Raw genomic sequence first — 18,587 nt, forward strand, 5'->3', positions numbered from 1 at the left:
GTAAATGTGACAAGCATAAAGATGAGTGGTGCAATGTCATGGCAATTTTTAAGATTATACATATTAACTCTAATGTTCTTTAGTGCAAATGCAATATTGAATGTCTTTATTCCGCTCAGAAGCCATGATATAGGAGCCACTAACACGGTAGTCGGTGTAGTTATGGGCGCTTATATGTTAACGGCTATGCTATTTCGACCATGGGCAGGACAAATCATAGCGAATGTCGGTGCAATTAAAGTATTGAGGTTAATATTAGTCATTAATGGAGTGGCTTTAATGCTTTATGGATTGACTGGTTTAGAAGGTTATTTTATTGCCCGTGTCATGCAAGGAGTATGTACGGCTTTCTTTTCTATGGCATTACAGATTGGTATTATCAACGCATTGCCAGAGGCACATCGTGCAGAAGGGGTTTCTTTGTACTCGCTATTTTCTACTATTCCTAATTTAATTGGTCCTTTTATTGCAGTAGGTATATGGCAAATGAACCAAATCAGTGTATTTGCAATTGTAATGATAATGATTGCACTTTCTACTACATTTTTCGGTTATCGAATTACTAGAAATGCATCACGTCCAGAATCATCAAATAAAATTGAGCAAACCTCTTTTAATGCAATCACCGTATTCAGTCAATTTTTCAAAAATAGAGAACTATTGGTTTGTGGAACGATAATGATAGGGGCATCGGTTGTGTTTGGTGCAGTAAGTGTGTTTATCCCGCTGTATACCATTCAAGGTGGTTTTGCTAATGCAGGTCTATTTTTAACAATTCAAGCAATTGCGATTGTCGCTGTCCGCTTTTATTTAAGAAAATGGATACCTTCTGATGGGCAGTGGCATGTGCAATTTATGATTATTGTATTATCGTTACTCGCTATGGCATCATTTATAGTCGCGTATGGTGCACAATTACCAATAATATTATTTTACGGTGCAGCGATATTGATAGGTATGACACAAGCACTTGTATATCCAACTTTAACAACATATTTGAGCTTTACCTTACCTGTGAATGGAAGAAACATGTTGCTTGGTTTATTTATCGCTTGTGCCGATTTAGGTATCTCATTAGGTGGTACTGTAATGGGACCAATATCGGACTGGTTTGGATTTACCTGGATGTATATCATCTGCGGTTGTTTGGCGATTTGTATGATATTTATGAGTTTGTTTGTGAAAAAGCTATGATATTAAAATAGAAATATACAGATTCCCTAGTTGACATAAGTAATTAAGGTTAAATTATAAAACGTAATTATTGCGATTTATAAAATGGAGCTATTTCAATGTATAAAATTCCAGTTACAGTACTAAGTGGTTATTTAGGGGCAGGTAAGACAACATTACTTAATCACATTTTAAAAAATAGAGATAATCGAAAAATTGCAGTTATTGTTAATGATATGAGTGAAGTGAATATTGACAAAGATTTAATAGCTGATGGTGGTGGTATTTCAAGAACTGATGAGAAGCTTGTAGAATTATCAAATGGCTGTATTTGTTGCACGTTGAGAGAAGATTTGTTAAAAGAAGTTGAACAGTTAGTGAGGAAAGGCAATATTGATAATATTGTGATTGAATCTACTGGTATTTCAGAACCTGTACCAGTAGCACAGATATTTTCATATATTGATGATGAACTGGGTATCGACTTAACGTCCATCTGTCAGTTGGATACGATGGTAACAGTGGTCGATGCGCATCGCTTCACACACGATATCAACTCGGAAGATTTATTAAATGATCGTGACCAAGGTGTAGATAACGAAGATGAACGATCAATTGCAGATTTATTGATTGACCAAGTTGAATTCTGTGATGTTTTAATATTGAATAAAACAGATTTAGTTACTGCTGCGGAACTTGATAAGTTAATAAACGTTCTAAAGCAATTGCAGCCTGAGGCGAAATTAATTAAAAGTGTGAATGCTGAAGTACCATTAAAATGAATTATTGGATACAGGTTGCTTTGATTTTGAAAAGGCGAGCAATGCTGCGGGATGGATTAAAGAATTAACAGAAGGTGGTCATGAACATCACACACCAGAAACTGAAGAATATGGTATCGGTTCATTCGTATATTCAAGAAGATTGCCATTTCACGCAGAACGCTTCCATACATGGTTGGAAAATACCCCGGGAAATATTGTCCGTTCTAAAGGTATTGTGTGGCTCGCACAATACAATCACGTTGCATGTTTATTATCTCAAGCAGGTTCATCGTGTAATATTAGCCCAGTAACTTATTGGGTTGCAGCAATGACACAAGCACAGCAACGACAAATCCTTCCAGAACGAACAGATGTTGCAGAATCGTGGGACATTGAATATGGAGATTGAAATACGCAATTTGTAATTATTGGTACGGATTTAGATACAGAAAAAATCGAACGTGAACTTGACTCATGTTTGTTGAAGCATCATGAAATAGTAGCGGACTGGAGCCAGTTAGTAGATCCATATGAATGGGTGATTAGTGGTAGTGAAAACTGAATGGAAATTTTATAATAGACTTAGTCAAAAAATAATCCTTGACTGTAATCGTCCAATAATATGTATTATATTTAATTTTTATTAAGATAATTTAGTTCTACGTTCTGTATTTTAGAATTATAGTTAAATTGCTCATACTCAGCAAAATAATTTTCAATACTCTTATGCTTACTTATTCCTATAGAAACTTTTGAAACTAAGTGATTTAGTATTCTTACATATAGTTCTTAAAGACCAGTTTCTTAATTGTATAGAATTACTGTACGTGATTATTCACTTTATTACAGTAATATTTATATAGCTCATATCGTCACATATTGTATAAGTTGTGTAATTATTAACAGCTTACGATAGAATGACGCTTATGGGCTTTTATTATGGATTTTTTTAAAGTATTGAACAGAATAGTAAAATTTAAATTAGTATAATGTTAAAAGCCTAAGATTCTATTATCAAATTATAAAAGTATGTAACGGAAGAGAATATGAAATAGTTTGTAAAATATATTGTTTATAGAGTAAAGTGTGATACAATTAATTGAAAATTTTAGTTATCGGAGTAAAAAATATGTCTAGAAAGCAAAAAGATTTGAATTCAAGTTTAACAGAAGAAAAAGTAAGATTTAAATTATACAAATCTGGCAAACAATGGGTTAAAACAGGGTTGAAAGAATTAGAACTTTTAAGAATTATGGGTATTCCTTTTTATAGTAGAAGTATAGTGAAAAGTAAAAATGAAATTAATGAAGAAAAAAGAAGTGTACTAGCAAAACACCTTGGTAAAACATCTGCCATGATAGGAGGTGCTTTAACGGTAAATCTCCTTAATGATCATTATGCATTTGCTGATTCGGAACATCTTGTTACTTCAGAATTGTCATCATATAGTGAAACAGTAGCGACCCAAAATTCTACTAAAATCAACAGTGCAAGTGGAACTTTTGATAGTAATTCAGTATCGTCAAATTCTGAAAAAAGTAAAATTTCATCTTCTGAAAACAATGTAAAAAGCTCAGAACATAATAGTAGTAACGCAATCAATACAGGTGTAAGTGAAAAAATAAGTGATAATACATCTACTGTTGAGAAATCAACGAGTGATTCTAAAACTAGTCAATCAACGATAGAGAGTCAATTTACGAGTGAAACAAATATAGAAAAAAATGCAAATAAAGATAATAGTTTAAGTGAAATAAAATCAACGAGTACAACCACAGGAACTGAAAATAAAAGTAATATTAATGAAACAAAAGTTTCGACAACAGATAATACTTCAAGTGAAATATTTAGTAAAAGTGAATCGCATATACAAAGCACATCTATAGGTGGTTCAAAGCAATTTTCTTCAAGCTTAAATACCTCAGAATCTAACCAACACACGCAAGCTTCAACTACTATTACCTCAACAGCAAATAGCAATGATGTATCTATACCAAAGACTTTAAGAAGTATTAGTAGAATGGCTGCAACGTCTTTTGCGGCTACAGCTGCGACTGTTCAATCTGATAATGTCGTAGTTACAAAAGATAACTTTAATGACAATATGAAACTATCAGGTAGTGCAACTTTTAACCAAAATACAGGTGTTGTTACTCTCACACCTGATCAGAATAGTTTAAAAGGTGCAGTGTCTCTTAATACTAAAATTAACTCTAATAAAAGTTTCCGTTTTGAAGGAAAAGTTAATCTAGGTAATAAATATGAAGGGAAAAGTGTAAATGGTCAGACTGGTGGAGATGGTATAGGATTTGCGTTTTCACCAGGTGCTTTGGGAGAAACAGGAAAAGAAGGTGCAGCGGTAGGTATTGGGGGATTGAAAAATGCGTTTGGTTTCAAATTAGATACTTATCATAATACTTCTAAACCTAATGCAACAGCGAGTGCGAATGCTGACCCAGCAAAAGTTGCTGGGGGAGGTGCATTTGGTGCATTTGTTACCACAAACGCTAATGGTGTAGCAAGTACATATATTTCTTCTAACCCAGCCGAAGATGCAATGAAATTAAAAGTACAACCGGAAGATAATTCGTTTCAAAATTTTATTATTGATTATAATGGTGACACTAAAGTAATGACAGTGACCTACGCGGGACAAACTTGGACAAGAAATATTTCTGATTGGATTAAGCAAAGTGGAACAACCAATTTTTCTTTATCAATGACAGCATCAACTGGTGGAGCGAGTAATTTACAACAGGTACAATTTGGTACGTTTACTTATACGGAATCAGCCGTAGCTCAAGCCAAGTATGTAGACGTATCAACCGGTAAAGAAATTTTGCCACCTCAAAAATTAACTGGTGATGTAGATAGTACCGTGACTTTGAACGATCAAAATACTGCGATTACTAATAAAGGTTATGTTTTCGTATCTACAGATAGTTCAAACGCACCTAACTATAATGCAACATCAAAAGCAGTGAAATTAACTAATCAAGGGCAAACAGTTATTTATTATTATAAAGATGTTAAAGCGCCAACTGTACAAATAGCAAATCAAACCAAAGAAGTAGGTACAGCAATTTCACCAATTGTAATAACAGTAACTGATAACAGTGGAGATGCGCCAACTAGCCAAGTGACAGGCTTACCAAGTGGATTGACATATAATCCTGCAACAAACAGTATAGTAGGCACACCAACACAAGTAGGTAATTCAATTGTATCAGTAGTTACTACTGATAGTACTGGTAATAGTATAACGACCCAATTTTCAATAAATGTTGTCGATACTACTGCACCGAAAGTAATGCCAATCGCAAATCAAACCAAAGAAGTGTTTAGGCCTATAGATGACATTACTATTACTACAACAGACAATAGTGGTACTGCAGTGGCTAATACTGTTTCTGGGCTACCATATGGTGTTACTTTTGATCCAGCTACAAATAAAATTAGTGGTACACCAAAAACTATTGGATTATCAACGGTTACAGTTGTTTCAGTAGACAATCAAGGTAATAAAACAACAACTACATTTAATTTGAATATTACTAATAATGTAGAGAGTGATTCTATTTCAACTAGTAATTCAATGTCATTGAAAGATTCAACAAGTGCGAGCACGTCACTAAGTACTTCGATGAGTAATTCAACAAGCACGAGCACGTCAGTGTCAGGATCAGATAGTGCGTCAACATCGTTAAGTACATCAGTAAGTAACTCAGTCAGTGCATCAACGTCGTTGAGTACATCATTAAGTGATTCAGGTAGTGCATCGACATCACTAAGTACATCAGTGAGTGATTCAGACAGTACCTCAACGTCGTTGAGTACATCATTGAGTGCCTCAGATAGTGCGTCAACGTCGTTAAGTACATCATTAAGTGACTCAGGTAGTGCGTCGACATCATTGAGTACATCATTGAGTGGCTCAGATAGTGCGTCAACGTCGTTAAGTACGTCAGTGAGTGGATCAGATAGCGCATCCACGTCATTGAGTACATCATTAAGTGACTCAGGTAGTGCGTCGACATCACTAAGTACATCATTGAGTGGCTCAGATAGTGCGTCAAGGTCGTTAAGTACGTCAGTGAGTGGATCAGATAGCGCATCCACGTCATTGAGTACATCATTGAGTGCCTCAGATAGTGCGTCAACGTCGTTGAGTACATCATTAAGTGATTCAGGTAGTGAGTCGACATCACTAAGCACATCCGTGAGCGATTCATCCAGTGCATCAACATCGTTGAGTACATCATTGAGCGGATCAGATAGTGCGTCAACGTCGTTAAGTACATCATTAAGTGACTCAGGTAGTGAGTCGACATCAATGAGTACATCATTGAGTGATTCAGATAGCGCGTCAACGTCGTTGAGTACATCATTAAGTGATTCAGGTAGTGCATCGACATCACTAAGTACATCATTGAGTGGATCAGATAGTGCGTCAACGTCGTTGAGTACATCATTAAGTGATTCAGATAGTGCATCGATATCACTAAGTACATCCGTGAGTGATTCAGGCAGTGCGTCAATATCACTAAGTACGTCAGTAAGTGATTCAGGTAGTGCATCGACATCACTAAGTACATCATTAAGTGATTCAGGTAGTGCATCGACATCACTTAGTACGTCAGTAAGTGACTCATCCAGTGCGTCAACGTCGTTAAGTACATCATTGAGTGCCTCAGATAGTGCATCGACATCACTAAGTACATCCGTGAGTGATTCAGGCAGTGCGTCAACATCGTTAAGTACATCAGTAAGTGATTCAGACAGTACCTCAACATCGTTAAGTACATCATTAAGTGACTCAGGTAGTGCGTCAACATCAATGAGTACGTCATTAAGTGACTCAGGTAGTGCGTCGACATCACTAAGTACATCATTAAGTGATTCAGATAGTGCATCGACATCACTAAGTACATCCGTGAGTGATTCAGATAGTGCATCGACATCACTAAGTACATCCGTGAGTGATTCAACCAGTGCATCAACATCACTAAGTACGTCATTAAGTGATTCAGATAGTGCGTCAACGTCGTTGAGTACATCATTAAGTGATTCAGGTAGTGAGTCGACATCATGAGTACATCATTAAGTGATTCAGGTAGTGCATCGACATCACTAAGTACATCAGTGAGTGACTCAGGTAGTGCGTCAACGTCATTGAGTACATCATTAAGCGATTCAGGTAGTGCATCGACATCACTAAGTACATCCGTGAGTGATTCAGACAGTACCTCAACGTCGTTGAGTACATCAGTAAGTGATTCAGATAGTGCGTCAACGTCGTTGAGTACATCATTAAGCGATTCAGGTAGTGAGTCGACATCACTAAGTACGTCAGTAAGTGATTCAGATAGTGCGTCAACGTCGTTGAGTACATCATTAAGTGATTCAGGTAGTGCGTCGACATCATTAAGTACGTCCGTGAGTGATTCGAACAGTGCGTCAACATCACTAAGCACTTCGGAGATAGATGTAAATCCATCAACAGATTCACAAATTAATAAAGAATCTGGAGAAAGTTATAATGAGGAACAAACAGAAGCATTACCAGAAACGGGTCAGACCTCTGAAAATCAATCAGGATTAATTGGCGCAGCATTAGCAATGCTTGCAGGTCTTGGCTTAGTTAGAAAATCTAAAAAGCAATCAAAGGGCAACCAAGATAAATCTTAATTAAGGTTTTCAGTTAAAAAAAAGGCTAAGAGATAAATCATTTTAAAATTCATATAATTTATGGATTTAAAATGATAATATCCTTAGCCTTTTTGATATAATGATTCAAAAAAGAGGTATATTGTGAAAAATAAATTTACAAAGCGTATTTTTAAGCAAACTGAGTATAAAATACTTTATAAAAGATTATTATTCACTTGTTTAATTTTATTTATATATATATTAGGAAGTAACATCTCATTAGTTGCAGAAAATGGGGTGCAAAAACATGACAATTCATTTTACAAGGTAGCAGTTTCAAATATGGGCGGAGATATTCATACACTGAACATTTTCTCGTTAGGACTCGGACCATGGTTAACTGCATTAATTTTCTTTAGTTTGTTGGCGTACAGAAATATGGATAAAGCATCTAGGCAAACGCGTAAGGAAAAGCATTATAAAGAAAAATTATTAACGTTAGTCCTCAGTGTTATCCAGGGTTATTTTGTCATTCATGAATATGTTTTAAAAGAAAAAATTCATTCAGAAAATATATTTATATTACTTTTAGTCATAGTTACAGGAACGATGTTGTTGGTTTGGCTAGCAGATCAAAATGTAAGGTATGGTGTAGCAGGACCGATGCCAATTGTATTGATGAGTATTGTAAAATCACTATTTCAACAAAAACTAGGAGCACTACATACGAGTACTATCATTATAAGTTTTATTGTTGTGGCCATTGTTATAGCGCTGTTTATTTTATTAGTGATGGAACTTATAGAATATCATATAAATTATCGAGATATTATGAATATTGAAAATGATGAAATCAAAAAATATCTTGCATGGAAAGTAAATCCAGCAGGTAGTATTTCAATCATGATGAGTGTGTCAGTGTTTATCTTACTTAATAATATAATTAATCTAATATTATCTAGGTTCGTAAATCAAGGCGAAGTACCTATACAGTTACTTACATTTAATAATGGAACGGGTATTACATTATATATGTTTTTACAAATTATATTAGGTTACTTGTTATCTAGATTTATTTTAAACACAAAAAATAAATCAAAAGACTTTCTAAGGTCTGGTAATTATTTTGTAGGGATTCAACCAGGTGAAGCCACTGAAAGGTTTTTAAATAAGAAAGCACGAAAAATATGTTGGATTGGATCAATCATTGTCGCGTGTATTATTGCAGTGCCATTATATAGTACATTATTTGTGCCACAATTAGCACAACAAATTTATTTTGCAATACAGTTGATAGTTTTAGTGTATATCGGTATTAATATTGCAGAAACGATAAAAACCTATTTATATTTTGATAAATATAAGAGATTTTTGAACAAATATTGGTGAGGAGCTATTTATGAAATATTTTATTCCAGCGTGGTATGACAAAGAGAAATGGTGGCGAAATCAGTCTGTACCGTTTTACCATCAACGCAAAATTTCCGAATTTGATGAAATGATTAGTTTGATGCATATGCATCATCAAAATAACGTGGACTTTCAAACGTTAGTATTGAATTATCATCCAGATTTAAGAACTTTTCTGCATAGACATGATTTATTTGAAATAAATTATTGGTCTTTATTTGATGATATACAAGGGTTTCAGCATCAAACACCAAAACCTATTGATTTTAAAGTGTTAAAGTGGCCAGAAGGAACCGAATTTGTCTATACACCGTATCTTGTACGATGTATAACGGATAAAAACGAATATTCAAATATTTATTTTAATCAAGATGGTTATATCGTTTGGGTTGAAGTATTTGAACAGAAGGTGCGGACGAAGCGCTATATATTAGACGACAGAGGTTTTTTATCAGCCATTCGTTACTTTGATTCAGATGGCCATCCTGAAAAACAAGAATATATGACAATTAATGGGGATTGCATTCTGACTGAAAATATTAAAACAGATGAAGTTATGGTAGCTGAAACATATTTAGAAATGTTTAATACTTCTAGTTATGCGCGAATGGATTTATTAATACAAGAGAAATTAGCAGCATATCTTACCAAAAGAAAAGATGTGAATGCAGTTATTATTGCAGCTGACGAGCGTCATAATACTTTTTTATCGTCTAAACTGGAATCATTCAAAATATGTTTTTCAATTTTTAAAAATAGGAATTATCCAATGTCAGAAACACAACTTTCATCAATTAAACATAGTGATTATTGGTTAGTTGATTTAGTAGATAGTGAGCAGATGCTAGAAAAATATAAAATACAACAGGATATCTCCTCCAAAATAATGCGTATCACACCATTTGATGCTCAAGTCTTTCCGAATATTAGTAGTCAACTATATGAAACGTATATCGGAATTTGGATAGACGGTTTGTCAGATGAAGCACTACAGACATTATTAAACCAGATGATTATTTATATAGGGCAGAATGATGATATGAGAATCATTTTATTAAGCCAAAAGGAAGCCAAAGATGCCCCGACATGGTTAAAAGAACAAATTAAAGAGATTAATGATAGCCGTAATACTATTGATGAAACTGAAGACAGTATTGCAGCTTTGTTAGCTGAAGAAGAGGAATATATTACTGTAATAGAACTCGAACATGTACCATTTGAAACAGACATCATTGAAATCATTTCGAAATTACGAATAATTATCGATTTGAATCAAGAACCCAATTTATTTTTACAAATTAGTAGTATCAGTGCATGTATTCCACAAATTAATATAAGACACACAGATTACGTGAAAGATAAAGTTAATGGATTAGTTATTTCAGATATTAACAGCGTTCTTCCGGCTTTAGATTATTTTTTAGGACATTTAAAAAATTGGAACTATGCTTATGCTTATTCTATAAAGTTAGTTGAAGCCTTTGCCTCTGAAAAAATTATTGAACGTTTAAACCATTTTATAGAAGGTGATTTATAATGGCACGACAATTTAATGTATTACAGATAGGTGGCACTGACTTAGAATATGTCGTTGATTATAAGCAACAAGTAATATGGGATTATTTAGACGTGTCACTGTTTCAAAGTGATCAAGACTATATACAAAGTGTGAAAGATATATTAGAAATGAATGGTAAATTGGATTTTATTTTTGTTCAAACATCATATTCTCATGCTTTATTAGAAGTTTTAAATTTAGTAAGTATGCCACATAACACGTATATTGACGAACATTACTGGGGATCGGATTTTGAACAATCATCAATTACAAGAAATAATTTCATAAAACCATTCTCATATGAATCGCAGGTTATGCTTGAAGAAAAGTTACAGGCTATTACATTTTCAGGACAATATGGGGATAAGGTATATCCTAAATATTGTACTGTTGATCCAAAGTTCAGAGGAGAAACGGAATACATTGGTAATAAATATTTAGTATTATCTGGAGATTTTGGAGAAATCAGTACGCCTGTTGCTTCATGGAGAAATAGCGTAGTTTGTGATAAAGAGAAAGGTACTCAAATTTGGCCAGAATTTAAGACGGAAGGCACTGTTAAAGTTGAATATACCTTTAGAGTCATTCAAAGTGGCACCGTTGACACCGTAATTGAAGAACATATTGTTGATGAACAGGCGTTACAAAACCCTATAGAAATTAAAGAGAGACCCAAGGATGCGTATGTGAGCGTCTCTGCAAAGGCAAGCGGTAAAGGCAAATTATATATTGGTGCGATTCATAAACGATGGTCACGTAAAGAATTGGGTCAATTTATTTTAGGTGGACAGCGATTCGTTGATGAAAATAGAGAAGAGTTTTTCCACTATTTCAATCCGGGTGACATGAAACCACCACTGAATGTGTATTTTAGTGGTTACCGTTCACAAGAAGGATTTGAAGGATACTTTATGATGATTGGTCTCGATGCACCATTTTTATTAATCAGTGATCCAAGAATTGAAGGTGGCGCATTTTATCTGGGGTCTGAAGCATATGAAAATGCGATTCAAAATATTATTCGAGAAAAGTTAGCATGGCTAGATTTTGAGTCACAAGATTTAATTCTATCAGGTTTATCAATGGGGTCATTTGGTGCACTTTATTATGGTGCACGTTTGAACCCAGCAGGTGTTGTGATCGGGAAACCGTTAATAAACGTTGGTACAGTCGCAGACAATATGGCATTGAAACGCCCGGAAGACTTCGGCACTGCTTTAGATGTTTTAATGAAAAATGAAGGTGATTTAACTCAGAGTGATATTAATAAATTAAACAGGAAGTTTTGGGATGTCATGCAACAAGCGACATTGACTGATACCACATTCGCTATTGCTTACATGAAGCACGATGATTATGATACAAAGGCATTTGCAGAATTGTTACCCTTATTGAGCAGTCAACAAGCTAGAGTCATGAGTCGCGCAGTACCAGGGCGACACAATGATGATTCACCGACGATTACAAGTTGGTTTGTAAATTTTTATCATATTATTTTAGAAAGTAGATTTGGGAGAGTAAAAAAATGAAAGTAAATCATCAATTCACAATAAGATGGAATCACACAGATAAATCTACATTTTTATATGGTACAAAGTTAAATTTTAGACCTGAAGAAACAATTTTTGAAAATGTATTGATGCCTTCAGGAATTATAATTCAAGAATGGAAAATGTTAAGCACCTATGATAAAGATAAAACAACGCCGCAATTACCAATTTTAGAAAAGGGGCAAGATTATCAATTCAATTTTGATTATGAAGTGACCCCCGAATATTGTATTTACTTTAAAATTATTTTTTATCGTAAAAATGGGACAGTGATTCGCCATCAAATTATTAAGCAAAAATGTGAAAGCATTATTTATCCTGAAGATGCCTATGCTTATAAAATTCAAATGATTAACGCAGCAGCGACTCATTTAAAATTCAAAAAGATTTCTATTGAAAGCATTAACCCAGGAATTATAAAGCATAATAATATTGAAATAACTGATTTGAAAAACACAAATATATTGTTGAATGCGTTAAATATAGTAATTGAAGAACCATCAACAGACATAGTATTACCATTATCAAATCAAGGTATTCAACATATTCATAATGTCATAGTCGCACGCAATTGGAATAAGGAAAATCTTCATAGCAACTGGAATATTTTAATAGACTATTTGAAAAGACAAAGCATAAATAAACAAATTAGGCTTATAGGATATGGGCCTCAATCAAATGAATTAGCGAAAGCACTAAATCGGACTGTTCAAAGTGAAGTCTATATAACGTCACATAGAGATTTACAATTGGCACAAACATTAAATATTGAACTAGATGACGCGAGGAATATAAATGTGACCACGCCTAATATATATTTCAATCATGAAATGCAAAGTGATGAATTGAATATTTTCAAAAATATACTCAACCATGCACGTTATTTAAAATATTTAGATCGTAGTCTTATTAATAGCGAGGTTAGTCATGAAACAAAAAATTAATTCGACAGTCAATCGTATACGGTTAAATAAAGTCCATAGATTACTTAAGAAAGTAAATGTTTATAGTGAAGAATTTCAGTTATGTAGCGATATAGAACTACAAGCTAAGGCGGAGTCGTTCAAAGTGATGTTGTCAGAAAGTAAAATGACTTTAGAACAATTATTGCCAGAAGCGTATGCGGTAGTAAGAGAAGCAAGCCGACGTGTTTTAGGTATGTACCCTAAAGATGTACAAGTGATGGGTGCTATTGTTCTTCATCAAGGCAATATAGCTGAAATGCAGACGGGTGAAGGTAAGACGTTGACAGCGACCATGCCGCTTTATTTGAATGCTTTGACGGGTAAAGGTGCGTATCTGATTACTACAAATGATTATCTTGCAAAGCGAGACTTTTTAGAAATGCAGCCACTTTATGAATGGCTAGGCCTGTCTTCTTCGTTAGGTTTTGTTGATATTGTAGATTATGAGTATGGACCAGGTGAAAAACGCGCAATATTTGAGCATGATATCATTTATACAACGAATGGTAGGTTAGGTTTCGATTATTTGATTGATAACTTAGCAGATAATCTAGAAAATAAATTCTTACCTGACTTGAATTTTGCAATTATAGATGAAGTAGATTCTATTATTTTAGATGCGGCTCAAACACCTTTAGTTATTTCTGGAGCTCCAAGAGTACAATCTAACTTGTACCACACTGTTAAACGTTTTGTCGAAACAATAGATGACGAAGATATTAAACTAAAAAAATCAAAAAAAGAAGTTTGGTTAACGGATAAAGGAATACAGGCGGCAAATAAATATTTCAACGTATCGAATATTTATGATGAACCTTATTTTGATTTAGTACGCAATATTAACTTGGCGATACGTGCACAATATTTATTTGATATTAATTTAGATTATTTTATTCAAAATGGTGAAATTATACTGATTGATCGTATTACAGGTCGGATGCTACCCGGTACGAAAATGCAAGCTGGATTACATCAAGCGTTAGAAGCTAAGGAAGAAGTAGAAATTTCCAAAGACCTAAGTGTTATGGCTACGATTACATTTCAAAATTTGTTTAAACAATTTGATAATTTTTCAGGTATGACGGCCACTGGTAAATTAGGCGAAGAAGAATTTTTTGAATTATACTCAAAAATTGTTGTACAAGTACCAACAGATATACCAATTCAACGTATAGATTATGCAGATAAAGTTTTTATCAATGGTGAAGATAAAAATAGTGCGATTTTAGATGCGGTTGTGGCTTATCAAAATAAAAAACGACCAGTGCTTTTGATAACACGTACAGCAGAGTCAGCAGAAGCATTTTCAGCAACACTTTTTCAAATGGATATTCCCAATAACTTGCTTATTGCACAAAATGTTGCGAAAGAAGCGCAAATGATTGCAGAAGCGGGCTATTTATCAGCAGTTACCGTTGCGACGAGTATGGCAGGCCGAGGGACTGATATTAAGTTAGACAAAGATGTTCATGAATTGGGTGGGCTAGCTGTAATTATCAGTGAACATATGGAGAATAGTCGTGTAGATAGACAATTGCGCGGAAGAGCTGGAAGGCAAGGTGACCCTGGGAGTTCACAAATCTATATTTCATTAGATGATTATCTTGTACAAAGATGGGGAGATGGTAAACTTCAAAATAATCAAATACTTAATGATTATGACTCTAACAGTCTTGAAAATAGTCGTGTCTTCCAACACAGAGTGAAACACAGCGTGAACAAGGCACAACGTGTATCAGAAGAACAAGGCGCTAAAATGCGTGAAATGGCAAATGAATATGAAAAAAGTATTAGTATACAAAGGGAACTTGTATACGCAGAACGCGACAGAATCTTGGAAATGATTCAAAGTGATGATTTCAATATAGATAAATTGGCTCAAGATGTATTTGAATATGCATTGAACAAAGAGGTGCATTTAACACAAGAAAGCCTGATGCATTATATTTATAATAATATTAGTTTTAAATTTGAAGGTAAAATGACAAGTATTCGGACGCAAAGTAAAGAAGCAGCAATACAAAGCTTGATGCATCAATTCCATGAACAAATGGCAGAGAACAAACAAAAACTTAAAAATGATTACTTTTATGTAAACTTTGTTCGTAAAGCAATATTGAAAGCTGTGGATAGTGGTTGGATTGACCAAGTTGACAACTTGCAACAGTTGAAAGCAAGTGTAGGCAACCGTCAAAATGGTCAGCGAAATGCTATTTTTGAATATCATAAAGTCGCGTTGGACGCTTATGATGAAATGGTTATAAAAATTAAGCGCAATATGATTAGAAACCTATGTCAAAGTATGATTACCTATGATGAATACGATGATTTAGTTATACATTTTCCATAAAATGAGGTGAGTATGCATGACTATATATAATATAAATTTTGGAATTGGTTGGGCAAGTAGTGGTGTAGAGTATGCTCAAGCGTACCGTGCAAAGTTGTTAAGACAGTCGAGTCAAAATATAAAATTTGTCTATTTAGATTTTATACAAAATGAGAACATACAAACACTTACGAGTAATATGGGTTTCCATGATAATGAGATTATTTGGCTGTATCAATATTTTACAGATATTAAAATTGCACCCACAACTTTTACGATAGGTGATTTGAAAAACACTCTAGGTGAAGCGGTCATACACACTGAGCAAATTGATAAGAAAGTAAGATTATTTTTAAATAATGAACAAACATTCGTGACGTGTTATTTGAAAAATCAAGATGAACCGTATGTCGACCGTGCTGAATTTGTAATTAAGGGTATTTTAGTAAGAAAAGATTTCTATAGCTATGTACGTGTATTTTCTGAGTATTATGCACCTTTTGAAAATCGTGCAAAAATTTATATGCGACAATTCTATAATGAGGATGGCTCGATTGCATATAATGAATATGTAGATGGGGACGAGAGTACATTTGCATTTGACGATGCCAAGCTATATAGCAAGGCAGAGTTTGTCGGCTATTTCATACGTCGATTGCAGTTAACATCGAAAGATATGATTATTTTAGACCGAGCGACAAAAATAGGACAAGCTGTGCTTCAACATAAAGGTCAAAGTAAAATAGGTGTTGCTGTACACGCGGAACATTTCAGTAACAACATCATGAATGACTCACATATTTTATGGAATAGTTATTATGAATATCAATTTTCAAATGCAAAAGATATTGATTTCTTTATCACAGCAACAGACCTACAAAATAAAATCCTGAGTACACAATTTCAAAAATATAAAGGACTTCAACCTAAAATCTACACGATACCAGTCGGAAGCTTAGCATCATTACAACAGTCGCAAAACGGTCGAAAACCTTACGCTATCATTACGGCTTCAAGACTTGCGAGTGAAAAACATATTGATTGGCTTGTTCGTGCAGTCATTAAAGCGAAACAAACAGTATCGAAACTTACATTTGATATTTACGGTGAAGGTGGAGAGAAAAAGAATATTTCAGATATAATTCTGCAACATGAAGCTGAATCCTATATTCGACTTTTAGGGCATGTGAAATTAGATGAAGTTTACAGTAAATATGAGTTGTTTGTATCGGCATCAACAAGTGAAGGGTTTGGGTTGACGCTTATGGAAGCAGTAGGTTCAGGGTTAAGTATGATAGGCTTTGATGTTAATTACGGTAACCAAACATTTATTAAACACAATGAAAATGGGTACCTGGTACCTATTTCGTTGAAAGAAGATAGCACTGATGACATTGTTGAACGCATAGCGCAGTATATCATTGCGTATTTTGAAGGTGATATGGCAAATCCACATCGTACTTCTTATGACATTGCAAGGGACTTTTTAACCCCAAAAATTGAGCAGAAATGGCAAAATCTTATAGAAGAGGTGCTACATGATTAATTTATTTGAACATTATAATCAAATAACGGAACAATTGCATCAAACATGAAACTTGCCGGTCATGATAATGAAACAATTGTCATTCATGAGGATGGTTTCTTGCCAGACGAGATTCATTCACCATATAAATTTTTCGCCGGTTATAACGTTGAAAATGACAATGCCAACGCTAAATTTTTTAATGATGTAGAAATTCCACAATATTGGGAAATTGAAGGCAATAATGATCATGCTCTAATTCTAGATATGGGCGTCATTCGTGGTAAAATTTTTTATAAAAAATACTATGAACATAGAATAATAAATCATGTAGAATGGCTTGATCAACATGGTGCTGTTCGTTTTATCGACTATTATACTAAGCACGGTGTCAAATTCGCACAAATGACTTTGGATGCCCAAGGTGAACCAATTTTAAAAAAATATATGAATCAACAAGGACAAGAAGTGTTTTATGAAAATTATAAGACGAAAACAATTGTGTTGGATTGGAAGGGCAAAACATATCTATTTGAATCGCAAGTCGCATTTTTAATATTTTATTTAAAACAAATTGAAGCGGATTTAACAGAAATAGTTATTAATTCGCTAGCAACGCCTTTCTCAGTCACTTACAATTTAGATACGCCAGGTCGTGATTTATTATTCTGGCAAGAGCATAGTAATGGTAAAATTCCAGGAAACATGCAACTTATTTTTAATGGACATACGAGTCGTAAGACACGCGTTCTTATTCCAGATAAAGAGGAATTTCATTCGATATACGGTCAACTTAATGAAAATAGTCAGAGTTTAGTGACCTCAGCGGGTTATATTTATCAGTACAAAAAAGAAAATAGACATCAAAAGCATGCACTGATTATGACCAATTCTGATCAAATCATTAATCTTGAGTCCATCGTGAAAGCAAACGAAGATATTGATTTCTATATTGGTGCGATTACAGAGATGTCTACAAAACTGTTAGATATAGGGCAATACCAAAATGTTAAATTGTTTCCAGAGATTGATAAGGAAACAATTGAAACACTATATGCATTATGTGATATATATTTAGATATTAATGAAGGTAATGAGATTGAAAATGCGGTAAAAAAAGCTTTTGATTACGACTTGTTAATTTTAAGCTATACAGATGTTACGCATAATCACACTGTGACTGCGCAACAACATCGGTTTGATAAATCCAATGACTCTGAAGAACTGAAACTATATATGCAACAAATTTATCAACAAGTATCTATTTTTGAAAATGCGTTAAACGCCCAGCATGCCCATGCTATAGAAATAACAGTTGAAGCATTTAATCAAGCGTTCCAACAATAGTTGATATACGAGAAAGAGTCCGGGACATAAACATTTCTGATTAAAGAATAAACGTCAATTTCTATTGAAATTATATAGAAATTGACGTTTTCTTTATTTTTATATAATTTTGTAGCTCGTTGAGCTACTATTTTTCTTATGTTTAGTGCCATTAAGACAAAACCAAGCTCTCGTTTAACCTTATTTATTCCTCGAACCGACATGCGATTGAAACCCAAAATAGCCTTCATAAATCCAAAAACTGGTTCTACGTCAATTTTTCTTTGACTATAGATTTTTTTAGTTTCTGGTTCTGAAAGCTTTTGGTTAACTTGAGA

The 18,587-nt window shown here is 34.0% G+C and carries 9 protein-coding genes and 3 pseudogenes; 11 read left to right on the forward strand and 1 reads right to left on the reverse strand.

The window, feature by feature from the left end; translation table 11 throughout:
- The first annotated feature begins 21 nt into the window (after positions 1–21).
- The 11 genes and pseudogenes from cntE (at position 22) to gtfB (ending at position 18,270) form a co-directional block, all read left to right on the forward strand.
- The gene (gene cntE / locus BTJ66_RS05160) at positions 22–1,194 is read left to right on the forward strand and encodes a staphylopine family metallophore export MFS transporter CntE (RefSeq protein WP_099089911.1); all 1,173 of its coding nucleotides are present in this window, start codon (positions 22–24) and stop codon (positions 1,192–1,194) included.
- 98 nt (positions 1,195–1,292) lie between these two features.
- Positions 1,293–2,499, forward strand: a pseudogene (locus tag BTJ66_RS05165) (GTP-binding protein).
- A 567-nt stretch (positions 2,500–3,066) separates the two neighbouring features.
- Positions 3,067–6,840, forward strand: a pseudogene (locus tag BTJ66_RS05170) (lectin-like domain-containing protein); the annotation flags it as partial.
- A gap of 185 nt (positions 6,841–7,025) precedes the next feature.
- The gene (locus BTJ66_RS14085) at positions 7,026–7,625 is read left to right on the forward strand and encodes an LPXTG cell wall anchor domain-containing protein (RefSeq protein WP_476662001.1); all 600 of its coding nucleotides are present in this window, start codon (positions 7,026–7,028) and stop codon (positions 7,623–7,625) included.
- Positions 7,626–7,772: 147 nt separating this feature from the next.
- A complete protein-coding gene (secY2, locus tag BTJ66_RS05175) occupies positions 7,773–8,975 on the forward strand; it encodes an accessory Sec system protein translocase subunit SecY2 (protein ID WP_099089912.1) in 1,203 nt (400 codons plus the stop codon).
- Between the two features lie 10 nt (positions 8,976–8,985).
- Complete coding sequence (gene asp1, locus BTJ66_RS05180) at positions 8,986–10,533, forward strand: accessory Sec system protein Asp1 (protein WP_099089895.1); 1,548 nt, start codon at positions 8,986–8,988, stop codon at positions 10,531–10,533.
- Positions 10,533–12,083 (forward strand): accessory Sec system protein Asp2, encoded by a 1,551-nt coding sequence (asp2, locus tag BTJ66_RS05185; protein WP_099089896.1) that lies wholly within the window; start codon positions 10,533–10,535, stop codon positions 12,081–12,083. Before asp1 ends, asp2 begins: the two co-directional genes overlap by 1 nt.
- Complete coding sequence (gene asp3 / locus BTJ66_RS05190) at positions 12,080–13,048, forward strand: accessory Sec system protein Asp3 (protein WP_099089897.1); 969 nt, start codon at positions 12,080–12,082, stop codon at positions 13,046–13,048. The genes asp2 and asp3 overlap by 4 nt, the downstream gene beginning before the upstream one ends.
- Positions 13,032–15,419 carry an accessory Sec system translocase SecA2 gene (gene secA2 / locus BTJ66_RS05195; RefSeq protein ID WP_099089898.1) on the forward strand — a complete coding sequence of 796 codons (2,388 nt, stop codon included), beginning with the start codon at positions 13,032–13,034 and terminating at the stop codon, positions 15,417–15,419. Before asp3 ends, secA2 begins: the two co-directional genes overlap by 17 nt.
- 16 nt (positions 15,420–15,435) lie before the next feature.
- Entirely contained in the window at positions 15,436–16,944 is a 1,509-nt protein-coding gene (gtfA, locus tag BTJ66_RS05200) for an accessory Sec system glycosyltransferase GtfA (RefSeq protein WP_099089899.1), read from the forward strand.
- A gap of 45 nt (positions 16,945–16,989) precedes the next feature.
- Positions 16,990–18,270: an accessory Sec system glycosylation chaperone GtfB gene (gtfB, locus tag BTJ66_RS05205; protein ID WP_099089900.1), complete on the forward strand. Its 1,281-nt coding sequence runs from the start codon at positions 16,990–16,992 to the stop codon at positions 18,268–18,270.
- Here the strand turns inward: gtfB and BTJ66_RS05210 are convergent.
- Positions 18,248–18,587: pseudogene (locus BTJ66_RS05210) on the reverse strand (transposase); the annotation flags it as partial. The gene gtfB and the pseudogene BTJ66_RS05210 sit on opposite strands and share 23 nt — an antisense overlap.

It is taken from the genome of Staphylococcus edaphicus, from assembly GCF_002614725.1.
GTDB lineage: Bacteria > Bacillota > Bacilli > Staphylococcales > Staphylococcaceae > Staphylococcus > Staphylococcus edaphicus.